9 protein-coding genes are annotated in these 12,844 nt (G+C 69.5%); all 9 read right to left on the bottom strand.

What is annotated here, in order from left to right; genetic code table 11:
• Positions 1 to 265 precede the first annotated feature (265 nt).
• Entirely contained in the window at positions 266 to 1,156 is an 891-nt protein-coding gene (mmuM, locus tag ACFWV3_RS14540; protein WP_382411612.1) for a homocysteine S-methyltransferase, read from the bottom strand.
• Between the two features lie 255 nt (positions 1,157 to 1,411).
• Entirely contained in the window at positions 1,412 to 2,437 is a 1,026-nt protein-coding gene (locus ACFWV3_RS14545; protein ID WP_382411614.1) for a LacI family DNA-binding transcriptional regulator, read from the bottom strand.
• Positions 2,438 to 2,672: 235 nt separating this feature from the next.
• On the bottom strand, positions 2,673 to 4,415 hold the full coding sequence (locus ACFWV3_RS14550; RefSeq protein WP_382411615.1) for a glycoside hydrolase family 6 protein: 1,743 nt from the start codon (positions 4,413 to 4,415) through the stop codon (positions 2,673 to 2,675).
• A 19-nt stretch (positions 4,416 to 4,434) separates the two neighbouring features.
• The gene (locus tag ACFWV3_RS14555; RefSeq protein ID WP_382411616.1) at positions 4,435 to 4,887 is read right to left on the bottom strand and encodes a hypothetical protein; all 453 of its coding nucleotides are present in this window, start codon (positions 4,885 to 4,887) and stop codon (positions 4,435 to 4,437) included.
• Positions 4,887 to 6,158 (bottom strand): lytic polysaccharide monooxygenase, encoded by a 1,272-nt coding sequence (locus ACFWV3_RS14560; RefSeq protein WP_382411617.1) that lies wholly within the window; start codon positions 6,156 to 6,158, stop codon positions 4,887 to 4,889. Before ACFWV3_RS14560 ends, ACFWV3_RS14555 begins: the two co-directional genes overlap by 1 nt.
• A gap of 11 nt (positions 6,159 to 6,169) precedes the next feature.
• The gene (locus ACFWV3_RS14565; RefSeq protein ID WP_382411618.1) at positions 6,170 to 9,046 is read right to left on the bottom strand and encodes a glycoside hydrolase family 48 protein; all 2,877 of its coding nucleotides are present in this window, start codon (positions 9,044 to 9,046) and stop codon (positions 6,170 to 6,172) included.
• Between the two features lie 243 nt (positions 9,047 to 9,289).
• Positions 9,290 to 10,222 carry a polysaccharide lyase family 1 protein gene (locus ACFWV3_RS14570; protein ID WP_382411619.1) on the bottom strand — a complete coding sequence of 311 codons (933 nt, stop codon included), beginning with the start codon at positions 10,220 to 10,222 and terminating at the stop codon, positions 9,290 to 9,292.
• Between the two features lie 210 nt (positions 10,223 to 10,432).
• A complete protein-coding gene (locus tag ACFWV3_RS14575) occupies positions 10,433 to 11,578 on the bottom strand; it encodes an enolase C-terminal domain-like protein (protein ID WP_382411620.1) in 1,146 nt (381 codons plus the stop codon).
• Positions 11,575 to 12,843 (bottom strand): ABC transporter substrate-binding protein, encoded by a 1,269-nt coding sequence (locus ACFWV3_RS14580; RefSeq protein ID WP_382411621.1) that lies wholly within the window; start codon positions 12,841 to 12,843, stop codon positions 11,575 to 11,577. Before ACFWV3_RS14580 ends, ACFWV3_RS14575 begins: the two co-directional genes overlap by 4 nt.
• Position 12,844: the final 1 nt, after the last annotated feature.

Below are 12,844 nucleotides of genomic sequence, written 5' to 3' on the forward strand. Positions count from 1 at the left end.
AGGAACACCGCGGCACCGGCAACGTTCGATCGACCACTTGCGCCTAGCAGTCGAGCGCGCGTCTTCTGAACGCAGAAGATGCTGCTACAGCGGGGTTCCGGTCACGTCCACCAAACTGTGGAGGAGTATCTCCGCGCGGTCAAGGCGCGTCGAACGCGTTCGACGGCGAACCGCCTCCGGTCTGTCGAACGCGTCGAACGCGACCCGGAAACGAAGCGGAATCGTTGTACGGCAACGGCCCTCGACGGCACACACGGCACGCCACTCAGGACAGCGCGGCGAGTTCCCTTGCCAGCACGGCGATCTGCTCCGGCCCGGTCCGGCAGCACCCGCCGACGAGCCGGGCGCCCCCGTCCACCCACTCCCCCGCCGAGAACCCGGCCCCGCCACCAGACCACGCCCGCGCCTCGGCGTCCCAGGTCTCGCCGCTGTTCGGGTACACCACGACCGGCAACCCGGTCACCCGCCGCGCCGCCGCCACCGCGCCCGCCACGTCCTCCGGCGCGCAGCAGTTCACCCCGACGGCGACCACCTCGTCCACATCGGACACCGCGGCGAACGCCTCCTCCAACGGCTGCCCGGCGCAGGTCCGCTCACCGCGGACGCTGTAGGAGAGCCACGCCGGCACGCCACTGCCGCGCACGACGTCCAGCACCGCCACGGCCTCGTCGACGTCCGGGACGGTCTCGATCGCCAGCAGGTCCGGCTCGGCCGCGCACAACGCCTCCACCCGCGGGCGGTGGAACTCGGCCAGCTCCCGCCGGGAAAGCCCGTAGCGGCCGCGGTACTCCGAGCCGTCCGCCAGCACGGCGCCGTACGGGCCCACCGACGCCGCCACCCAGCGCTGTCCGTCCACGTCGGACGCGGCGGACCGCGCCAGTTCGACCGAAGAACGCAGCAGCCGCGCGGTTTCCGGGGCGCTGATGCCGTGCCGCGCGAACCCGGCGAAGCTCGCCTGGTAGCTCGCGGTGATCGCGACCTCGGCCCCGGAACGGAAGTACGCGAGGTGCGCGGCCCGCACGGCGTCCGGCTCGGTGAGCAGCAGCCTGGCCGACCACAGCGAGTCCGACAGGTCGTGCCCGGCCAGTTCCAGCGCCGTCGACAGACCGCCGTCGAGCACGACCACCCGGCGCGTCAGCGCTTCCGCGAGTTCCACGTCACCGAGTCTAAAAAGGGCAGGGTCTAAGAAGGGCAGGGTGCAAGAAGGACAGGCCGTACGAACGGCGGGGTGGGAGAAGCGGAGGAGTGCGCGACAGCCGCTCCGCCGTAGGGTCGCGCACTCCTCCAAGGCGGCCGCGAGGGCACGGGGTCGCACGCGCGCGCCGCGTTTTCGCGCGTGCGAATGCCCCGTTGACCGCCCGTCAGTGGGCCGGCACGTCCTGCCGACCTCTCCCCGGTGGTGGTCCGCCGGTCAGCCCGTCGCACCCCGGTGGGTGATCGGGTCCGGGGTGCTGGCCCGCCGGGACAGCCGCGGTGGCAGCAGCATCAGCGGGGGCGGTTGCTTGCCCTCGAGCTTCGCCACGAGCAGGTCCACGGCGTGGCGGCCGAGCTCCTCCGCCGGCAGCCGCACCGAGGTGAGCAGCGGTGACGTCTGCTCGGCCAGCTCGTCAGGGCAGATCGCGACCACCGCCACGTCACCGGGAACGGACCGGCCCGCCGCGCGCAGGCACGTGGTGATCCAGCCCAGCGCCGCCTCGTTGTGCACCACCAGCGCCGTGATCGACGGGTGGGCGCGGATCAGCGCCTTGGTGGCCCTGAGCACCGAGTCGTGGTCGCCCTCGACGGACAACGCCGTGGCGGCCACTCCCCTGCGCATCGCGGCCGCGCTGAAACCGTTCATCGTGCGGTGGGCGAACCCGGTGCTGCGCCGGTAGACCGCGCTCGGCGCGCCGAGGAACCCGATGGAGCGGTGCCCCAGGTCCGCGAGGTGGTCGACGCACTTCGCGCCCGCCGCCTCGAAGTCGAGGTCCACGCACGTCAGCCCGCGCGCCGCCGCCGGGTGCCCGATCAGGACCGACGGCTTGGACAGCTGCCGCAGCAACGGCACCCGGTCGTCGTCCATCTCCACGTCCATGACCAGGAACCCGTCGACCTGTGCGCTGTTCGCCGCCCGGCGCAGGCCCGCCGCGCCGTCGTCCGCCGTCATCAGCAACAGGTCCATGTCGTAGCGACGCGCTGTCGTCACCGCCGCCGTGACGAAGCGCATCACCGCCGGCAGGTGCGTGCCCGCCCTCAGCGGGAGCACCAGGCCGATCACGTTGGTCCTGCTGGTCGAGAGCGCGCGGTCGGTGACGTGCGGCTGGTAGCCCAGCTGCCTGATGCTGTCCCTGACCCGCGACTTCGTGTCAGCCGAGATCGTTCTCTTGCCGGTGAGCACGTAGGAGACCGTGCTGGGGGCTACCCCGGCGTGCCGTGCGACATCCGCGATGGTGACCACACAGCCTCCTTTCACGCCTACACCCGGTGAGCGTGTCGACACCATAAGGAGCACCTTCTGATGACATCAAGGGTTATGTGCGCGTTAACATTGCGCTTTTCGGGTGGTCCAGACGAATCCGGCACCGTCTGGAAACTTGCCGGACGAAAGATCAACGCGGGCAGGAAGAGCGAGCCCACGCGGCGCGGCCCCGGTCAGGACGCCGGCCGCATGGGCACGCTCACATCAGCTCAGCTCACAGCGCCGGGTAGGCGTTGCGCATGAGCTCCTGGAACTGCGCGGAGAACCACTTGCCCGAGATCGGGGCGCTGCCGAGCGAACCGGACATGTTGTTGCCGTTCCGCACGTTGCCGGTGTACGTCGGGTCGCACATCCGGTCGAAGCCCTTGCCCTCGTTGTTCGGGATGTCCTCGCTGGCGCCGTCGGACTCACCCGGCGGCTTCATCCACACGTAGGCGTCGATGCCCGACTCCGGGGCCGCCTTCGGCCGCTCGCCGAGGCCGGCACCGGACTGGTTGCACCAGTTGCCGAGGTGGATGCGCCGGTCCAGCTTGCCGCCGTTGACGTAGGCGTCGACGCTCGTCGTCGGGCCGGGGCCCGTCGGACGGGCGCTGCCGCCCCAGCCGTTGCGGCTGGTGTCGATCAGCATGCCGATGTTCGAGTCGAAGCCCGCCTGGATGGCCCGCTGCCGGAACGCCTGGGCGTAGGACAGCTCGTCGACGTAGCGGTTCCAGTCCACCCACTTCGACTGGCGGACCGACGTGCCGTTCACCGAGTCCTCGATCTTGAAGTACGGCTCCTTCAGGGCGCCGTAGTTCGCGGTGTTGGCGATGAAGCCGACCACGTTCGACTTGGTGCTGCCGGACGCGTTGGCCGCCTGGAACAGCAGCTCGGCCGTCGCGCCGAAGTTGTCGTCCCAGCCGATCCAGCCGTGGTGGCCGATGTCCAGGTAGTTGTAGACGTTCGGCACCGCGCCCAGCTTCGCCAGCGCGTAGCCGACACCCGTCACGTAGTTGCCGTTGGCCTTCATCGTGTCGCACGCGGCGACCGCGGTCGGGCGCGGCGAGACGTTGGTGATCAGGTTCGGCAGGGAGTCGATCTCCACCGTGGTGACGATCCGCAGGTTCGCGTACGCGGACCTGGCGAGGATCGCCGCGATCGGGTCGATGTACTCCGACTTGTAGCGGTCGATCTCGGTCGCCTTGAGCTCACCGTTCGACGCGAGCGCCGAGCAGTCGCGACCGGGCAGGTTGTAGATCACCAGCTGGATGACGAGCGGTGAGCCCGCCGCCTGGCGCACCGCCTCGTCCAGGTGACCGACGAGACCGCGCGAGTCCGAGGTGCCGTTGATCGCCGCGATGCGGTCCAGCCACACACCCGTGGGCTGGTTCGCGATGCGGCTGCCGCCGGACTCCGCGGCGGCCTTCGCCGACCAGTCCGGGTTCACGTACTGCTTCGCGCCCACGTACGGGTTGTCCACACGGCCGGGGCCGTTGCCCCCGGACGTCGTCGTGGTGGTGGTCGTGGTGGTCGTAGTAGTGGTGCTCGTCGGCACCGCTCCGGTGCACACCGTGCCGTTCAGGGTGAACGTCGACGGGTTCGCGTCGCCGTTGGCGGCGTTGCTGCCGTTGAAGCCGATGTCGATCGACGCACCGGTGCCCAGGTTCGCGTTCCACGACAGGCTGGCCGCGGTGACGTCCTTGCCGGACTGCGACCAGGTCGCGCTCCAGCCCTGCGCCACGCGCTGGCTTCCGGGGAACGAGAACTTCAGCGTCCAGCCGCCCGTCACGGCGTCACCGAGGTTGGTGATCTTCACCGCGGCGCCGAAACCTCCGCCGCCCCAGTTGTTCGCCGTGTAGTCGACACGGCATCCGGGGGCGGCGCCCGCGGGTGCGCTCATCGCCACCCCGAACGTCGCCACGGCGGTGGCGACCACGACTCCCGCCGCGGCCCACCGCCTCTGTCCGTTGAGCTTCATTGCTCCGGATCTCCTTCTCTCAGTGGTGCTTGATCTCCACGAGCGAACACGCGGTGGGCGTGCACTCGAGTCTTCTCAGGCCGAGGTACTCCATGCCGATCGAGCCGGTGAGGGCGAAGCCGTCCCCGAAGGCGAGGTCCGGGTCGCCCCGGACCTCGCCGTTCCCGAGCGCCGTCCGCCAGGCCTGATCGAGGCCCGGCCGCAGGACCAGCAGGCCGAGGCGCCCGTACGGCGCCTTGGCGCAGGTCCCCCACTCCGCGATGAACGGCGCGTAGACCTGGGACCGCACCGGACCGGCGAAGTCGGTGAAGTCGTCACCCCGCCGGACCGCCGTGCACTCGTCGGTGAGCTCGTTGAGCCACGCGGCGATGCCGTCGACGCCCCGGCTGAGGTCCGGGGTGGGTTCGGCGCGTCCCACGAGGAGGGCGAACGCGACCGAACCCACCACCAGGAGGGCGAGCAGCGCCCTCATCACCGGATGGCGCACGTGGATCCGTTGAGCGTGAAGGACGTCGGATCCGTCGGTGTGGACGTCGTGCTGGCGTTGAAGCCGAACGACGCCGTGGCTCCCGGCGCGAGGTCCGCGTTGTAGGACGCGCCCTTCGCCGTCGCCTGCCCGTTCGCCACGGTGATCGTCGACGACCAGGCCTGCGTGAGCTGCTGCCCGGACGGGAACGCCCAGACGAGCTGCCACGCGGAGACCGCGCTGCTGCCGCTGTTGGTCACCGTCACGTTCGCCGTGAAGCCGCCGTTCCAGGTGCTCGGCCGCGAGTACGACACCGTGCAGGAACCCGTGGGGGTCCCGCCGCCCGTCGACGTTCTCACCGCGACGCCCGACGAGGCCGTCGAGGCGTTGCCGGCGGAGTCCGTCGCCACCACCGTGAACGTGTACGAGGTGTCCGCGCTCAGCCCGGTCACCGTCGCCGAGTTCGTGCTGGAGGTGGCGACCACCTGGCCACCGCTGTAGACGCGGTAGCCCGACACACCGACGTTGTCCGTCGCCGCGCTCCAGTCGAGCTTCACCGAGCTGCTGGTGACGCTGGAGGCGACCGGGGTGCCGGGCGCCGACGGCGCGGTGGTGTCCGGAGTGCCGCTACCGCCGCCGAAGTTCACGTCGGAGCAGCTGTAGAACGCCTCCGGGCTGTCCGAGCGCTGCCACAGCGAGTAGATGATGTGGCGCCCGGACTTGTTGGGCAGCCTGGCCTGCCACGCGTACTCGCCGTTGGCCAGCGGCGGGTTCGTCACCTTGTCGAACGGCGTCGACTCGAGGTCGGACCACTTGAGCGGCTGCGTCACGTCGAAGCCGTCCTTGGTGACGTACTGCTCCCACGTGCCGGGGTGCGGCGCCCACGCGTTGTACCGCAACGTGACCGTGGAGTTCGCCTGCACCGACGTCACCGGCCAGTCGGACCTGGCGAGGTTGTAGGCCGCGTACTTCGTGGTGGGACCGCACAGGTTGCCGTCGGGGATGATCTCCCGGTGGCGCCCGGCGGCGTTGCTGATCAGGTTGCCGAACCAGTCCCACAGCGGTTGCTTCCCGCCCTGGGCCACGGCCGCCTGGCACGCCGGGTTGGTGGGCTGGATGTCACCGCCGCCGCTGCCGGCGCGGCCGTCCTCGTAGCAGAGGTAGGTGCGGCTGCCGGGCCAGACCATCGACCCGTGCGCGACCGCCGTCCCGCCGGTCTGCACCAGGACCGCGCCGACCGTCGCGGCGACGGCCAGGAGCGCTATGCGTTTCCTCATCTCGGGACTCCTCACCCGTAGATCTCGGCGTGCAGGGAGAAGGCGGTCGCGATCTCCGCCTGTGCCCAGAACCGGTGGTAGGTGAACGTCGGCGCCGGGCCACCGTCCAGATAGGACTGGACCTTCGACCACTGCGGGTCGTTGCGGAACATCGACCGCATCGACAGGAACGACGAGCCCTGCTTGATCTGGTCGCCGTTCGGCATCGTGCCGGTCCAGCCGGAAGGCACGTACGGGCCTTCGAGGGTGCTGGTGTTGTAGACGTCGTCGAACCGGTTGTAGTCCGTGCGCGTCTCCGGCGTCGCGATGCCGAGGCTGTCCTGGTGCGCGAGCAGACCCGTCAGCAGCGCCTCACCCGTGGTCTTGGCCGAGGCGTTGCCCGACCGAGCCGCGTAGTTGAGCAGCACCTTGGCGTAGGACGCGGCCACACCGACGTCCTGGCTGTAGTTGAGCACCCGGACCCGCAGGTTCGAGTTCGAGCCGGGGTTGCTCGCGTTCCACGTGTCCGGCGCGCCCGACCACTCCAGGTCCGAGGGGATCTGGAAGTTCGTGCCCGTGGTCGTGTTGGCGATCGCCCACGGCACCCACTTGTCGAGGATCTTCTTGGCGCGCGCGTCGCCGGTCAGCCGGTACAGCGCGGCCGTGCGCTCGATCCCCCACACCTGGAAGCCGAACCACCGGTTGCTCGGCGGGTCGCGCCACACCGGGTGGGCGTCGTAGTACATGCCGTAGAACGTCGGCGTGCCGGACGGAGGCGAGGCGTACTGGCCCTCCCAGCTGTTCGTCACACCGCCGGCGAGACCGCCGTCGGCCGACTGCAGCCACTGCAGCATCTCGAGCTGCCGGTCGAGCGACGTCGCCCAGTCCTGCTGCCCGGTGGCGGACAACGGCTTCAGCGCGGCCACGTTCGACAGCGCGTACGCCGCCAGCGGGTTCTGGTAACCCTGGTGCGAGGCACCGTCACCGATGCGCCACGCCCAGCCGGCGGACGTGTCGGTCGCGCCACCCCACGCGTAGTACCAGGACATCAGGTAGTGCGCGCTGTTCTTGCCGGTCGCGCCGGGGCACGACGACGGGCTGGTGCAGTTGCCGATCCGCTTGAAGTACTTGTCGAACATCGCGTACCGCAGGTAGTCGCCCATCTTCGCGGACTTGCCGATCTCGCTGGAGATGTCGCCGGCCTTGCCCTGCGCCGTCGCCCACTGCTGGGCCAGCAGCGCCACCTGCACCACGCGGGCGTCCGCGTCCGGCGCGTTGGTGTACTTCCACTGCTTGGCGTAGGAGGAGTCCTTGGTGAAGAGGTCGAGGAACCCGTTGGGGCCACCGTGCTTGAACGTGTCGCACGAGGGCTGCGGGATGGTCTCCCACACCGACTCCGACGAGCCGCGCTGGTAGGTGTTGATGTACGCGGGCGCCGTCGTGCCGTCACCGCACCGGCCGAAGCCGTAGGTGTTGTCGACGTCGATCAGCCAGTGCATGCCGTAGATGTCCGAGGAGCCGTACGCGGACTTGAGCTCGGCCGCGATCGGGTCGGACCCCACCGGGGCGGTGCTGTCGAGCACCGACGGGTAGCGGTCCATCCTCGGGTGCTCCGGCGCGTAGGTCGCCGGCTTCGACGCGTCGTACTTGTCGTTCGTCGGCTGGTCGGCGTGCGCGGGGATGATGTACTTCTCCATCGACGCGAACGCGGACTTGAACGGCGACCAGTCACCGGTGACGCGGCCGTAGCTGGCTTCCAGCCACAGGTAGTAGCTGTAGGCCTCGGACGTCGTCTGGTGCCCGTGGTCCGGTGCCTCCACCATCAGCGTCTCGACCGAGTGGTACGGCACGAGCAGGTCGCCGAACTTGCGGAAGTAGCCGCTCGCCGGGTCCTTGATCTTGTTGTACTGGTCGAGGAACGCCTTGTTGAAGTCCGACGTGTTCGGGTCGATCTCCTTGGCCGTCACGGTCGCCGGGCTGTACCCGGAGGCCGCGGCCGTGAAGGTCGTGGTCCCGAGGCTGCCGCCGTTGTTCGCGGACGTCACCGTGACCGTCTGCTTGGTGGTGCCGGACAACGTGAGCGTCGTCGGGCTCGCCGTCAGGTCGCTGCTGCCGCTGCCGGTGATCGTGACGGTGACCGGCTGGCTCGGTGCCGTGGCCAGGGAGACGTCGAACGTCGCCGTCTGGCCCTGCTTCACCGAGACCGTGCTCGGTGACGCGACGACCGCCGGTCCGGACAGCACCTTCACCGCTGCCGCCGACGACGTCGTGACCGCGCCGCGGTTGTCCGTCGCCTTCGCGGTGATGCTGTAGTCGCCGGCCGAGGCCGACGTCCACGTGCCGGTGAACGGCGCGCTGGTGTCGGACGCGATCAGCGTGGTGCCGGCGTAGAAGTCGACCTTCGCCACCGTCCCGTCGCTGTCCTGCGCGGTCGCCGCCAGCGGGATCGACGCGGGCAGAGTGTAGGTGCTGCCGCTCGTCGGTGCCGTCAGCGCCACCGACGGGGCCTGGTTCGGACCCGTGCAGGACACGCCGTTCACGGCGAAGTCCGTCGGTGGCCGGTTCGTGGAGCCCTTGCTGCCGTTGAACCCGACCTGGGCCGTGCCGCCCGAGGGCAGGTTCCGTGCCCAGTCGGGGTTCGTCACGCTCACCACGGCGCCGTTCTGCGAGAACGTGCCGTTCCAGCCCTGGGTGACGCGTTGCCCGTCGGGGAACGTCCACGTCAGGTTCCAGCCGTTCAACGCGTCGCCGTCGTTGCGGATCGACACCGCGGCGCCGAATCCGTTGTTCCACTCGTTGGTCACTTGGTAGGTGACGGTGCAGGCCACCGCGAGCGGTGCCGCGACGGCGGGTACCCCGCCGGTCAGCACCACCGCCGCAACCGCCAACGCCACTGTTCGTCGAGTCATGCCGCCGCCCTCTCGACAACTGGGAGCGCTCCCAGAGTTCACGGCACTGTAACGTGGGCCACAGGAGCCGTTCGGTCCCCGGTGTAGCGCGAGATGGTCTGGAAGGCGCTTTCCACTCGCCCGCACAGGCCAACGGCGGTTCGTCTTCCGGTTCCTCTTACTGCTCTCTTCGAGTGGAATCCTGGGAGCGGTCCCAGAACAGAGCGGGGGCGCCCGCGGCACCGCGGGCACCCCCTGGCCAGATCAGCCGCGACCGGCTCCCGCACCGGCCGTGACCACGCTCTTCACCGTGTTCGCGCTGTCGAGCGGGTACGAGTAGGGAAGGCTCTTCACCGAACCGCCCTGGTCGCCCGTTCCAGAGTTGACGAAGTGGTTGTTCCGCGCCACGAGCGACCCACCGGGTGAACTGCCCTCACCGCGGTGGAACGGGTCCCCGGTGTTCTCGAAGTAGTTGCCCTCGACCAGGACCCCGGCCTCGACGGTCGACGCGACGCCGTAGGAGGTCACACCGCCGTAATAGTTGTTGTAGACGTGCACCGGGTTGCCGAACCGCACGCGCGGGTGGCGCTGCTGCGTCCCGTCGAACCAGTTGTGGTGGTAGGTCACCCGGAGCTTGCCGCGGTCCTCCGACCCGTTGTCGTCGCTGTGACCCAGGAGCATCGTCTTGTTGTGGCTGGAGAACTTGTTCCAGGACACCGTGACGTAGTCCGAGGCCCGCTTGACGTCGACGGCGCCGTCGTAGCCGTTGGAGAAGCTGTTGTGGTCGATCCACACGCGGGTGGAGTACTGGACGTTGATCGCGTCGTCGCCCCAGTTGCGGAAGCTCAGGTTGCGGACGATGACGTTCGAGGCGTTCGCGATGTTCAGGCCCTGGCCGGTGATCGCCGAGCTCGACCCGACGCCCTCGATGGTCTTGTTCGACGCGACCTTCGTCATGCTCGACAGCGAGATCGTGCCGGAGACCCGGATCACCGCCGCGCTCGACGACTTGGCCGCGTCGGCGAACGCCGACGCGGAGGTGACGGTGATCGGCGTGGCGCTGCCGCCTCCCGTCGTGCCCCCTCCCTGCGTGGCCCAGCCGACCAGCCCGAACGGTGCGGCGGTCGCCTGGGGAAGTGCCACCGCGCCGAGGAACAGCGCGGCCGCGGAAATCAGTGCTGCACGCTTTGGAATCATTTCACGCTCCCAATTCGTGAGCGGCGGTAGATCCCACGAAACCAGCCGTAAACAGCTCGGTCAACCGGTTCGAAGATATTCGAGTCGAACGATCGAAATCCTGCTTTGAATTGATTTGCTCAGTATTTCCGGGCAGCACGAATCGCCTGTTCGGAGGTTCGACGGCAGTGCTGCCCGCGGAAATGCCCCGACCGGCGGCCGGGGCATTTCTCACCACTGTTCGAGAGTGTGAACTCCGATGTGCTCGAAGTTCCAGTCGTCACCGATGCCGGGTGTCGTCGGCAACGCCACGTTCCCGTTCTCGTCCAGCGGGTCGGCGATGGCGTTGCGGTGCGGCGGTGTCCGGTCGTAGTCGACGTGCGGGTGCAGCAGACCGCGTTCGTACCACCGGCCCGCGTCCGTCGCGCCGAGCACGGTGAGGCTCGCCGACCCGTCGCCGTGGATCTCGCAGTCCATGCCGAACGCCTCGGCGAGGTGCACGGTCTTGAGCACCGGGGAGATGCCGCCGCTGCCCGCCGGGCCGGCGCGCAGGATGTCGCACGCGCCGGACGTGATCCACTCGGCACGGGTGTGGTGCTTGCCCCACGCCACCTCCGGGCCGATCACCGGGATGTCCAGCTGTGCCGCGAGCCACCGGTACGAGCTGACGGACGCCTCCTCCATCGGTTCCTCGAACCAGTGGAAGTCCAGCTCCTGCAACGCCCTGCCGAGCCGCAACGCCTCGGTCCGCGAGTACCAGTGGCTCGCGTCGAGCATCAGCGCGACGTCCGGTCCCACCGCGTCCCGCACGGCCCGGCACGCCTCGACGTCCCTGGCGACGCTCGGCGCGCCGGGCACCGGGGGCATCCAGGTGTGCAGCTTGACCGCCCGGTAGCCCACCGACACGAGGTGCTTCGCGAAGTCGGCGTAGTCGCCCGGTGTCGCGAGCCCGTCCGCGTCGCCGCACATCGTGCTGGCGTAGGCCGGGATCCGGTCGCGGGCACCGCCGGCGAGCTTCCAGGCCGGTAGCTCCGCCTTGCGCGCCACCAGGTCCCACAACGCCGCGTCGACGAACCCGAGCGCGCGGTCGGTGAACCCGCCGTGCGCACCGCGCTGCCGTCGGGCGAGCAGGCGCCACAGCCGTTCCCGGTCCCACGGGTCCTGTCCCGCCAGCACCGGCCGCACGTGCTTGTCGAGCACCGCGGGCCGGAGCTGGTCGGGCTGGACGGCGCAGTAGCCGGTGACGCCGTCGGTGTCGGTGATCTCCAGCAGTGCCTCGGTGATCTCGTGCTCGGGCGACGGGTGCCGGTGGCCCTCGGCGTCGACCGAGGTGCACGCGGTCGTGGTGAACGTGCGCACCGCGACTCGTTCGATCACTTCCGCTTCTCCCAGTCCTGCTGGGCGGCGGTGAGCCTGGCCGCGAGCCGGTCGAGGAACTCCTGCGCGGGCAGCTGGCCGAGCAGCACCTTCTGGTAGAGCGGTTCGGTGTCGGTCTTGGTGATCGACGAGTACTCGGGCAGGTGGACCGGTGCCGGGACGAGCACCGTGGCCGGGTCCTCCAGCACGCCGAGCGCCATCTTCACGGCGGCGTTGCGCTGGATCCACTCGGCGCCGCGCACCTCGGTGTTGGCGGGGATCTGGCCGACCTTCTCGTTCCAGTAGCCGTTGCTCTCCGCGGAGACCAGGAAGTCGACGAACTTCCAGGCCGCGTCGCGGTTCTTGCTCCCCTTGAAGACCGCGAACCCGTCGGTCGGGTTCGGCACCACGGTCCGCTTGCCCGACGGGCCCTTCGGCAACGGCATCGCGCTGACCTTCTCCGGTCCCAGCGCCTTCATGACGTCGCCCGTCGAGCCGAGGTTGTGGTGCATCATCGCCACCGAGCCGCCGGTGAACTGGGCGACCATCTGCGTGTAGTTGTTGTTCACGTCCGCTTCCGGGGTGGCCTTCTTGTACAGCTCGGCCACCTTGCGGACGAGCTCGGCGTTGCGCGGGTCCGCGACCGTGCTCCTGCCGCCGTCGTAGAACTTCTCGACGCCCGAGTAGGAGTAGGCCTCGGACAGCAGCTGGAAGATCGAGCCGGCGCCGCCGCGGATCGTGAAGCCGTACCTGTTCTCCGCCGGTTTGGTGAGCGTCGTCGCCGCCTTGGCCAGATCGTCCCAGGTGGACGGTTCCCGGATCTTGTTCTCCTCGAACCAGTCCGCGCGGTACCAGATGACGTCGAGGTTGCCGGACGCGGGAACGGCGTAGAGCTTGCCGTCGGGCGCGGTCTGCCGGACGGTCTCCAGCAGGCCGGGGATCAGCTTCCCCTTGAGCGACCCTGCCTCCAGCCGTTCGTCGGCCGGCTCCAGGGCGTCCTGGCCGACGAGGTGCGCGAGGTAGGAGGTAGTGACGCCGCCGACGTCCGGAGTGGACCCGCCGGCGATGGCGGTGTCGTACTTCTGCTGCACGGACGCGCTGGGGATGCCGACGTACTCCACTTTCACGTCCGGGTTCGCCGCCTCGAACCTCTTGATCAGCTCCTGGTAGATCGGGGTGCGGCCGGGGCCGCCGTTGTTGTCCCAGAACGTGATCGTCGTCGGGCCGCCCTGCGCGGCCGAACAGCCGCTCACCACCAGTGCGAGCGCGACCAGCAGTCGTTTCATC

Origin of the sequence: Lentzea sp. NPDC059081, assembly GCF_042738015.1 — a bacterium.
GTDB lineage: Bacteria > Actinomycetota > Actinomycetes > Mycobacteriales > Pseudonocardiaceae > Lentzea.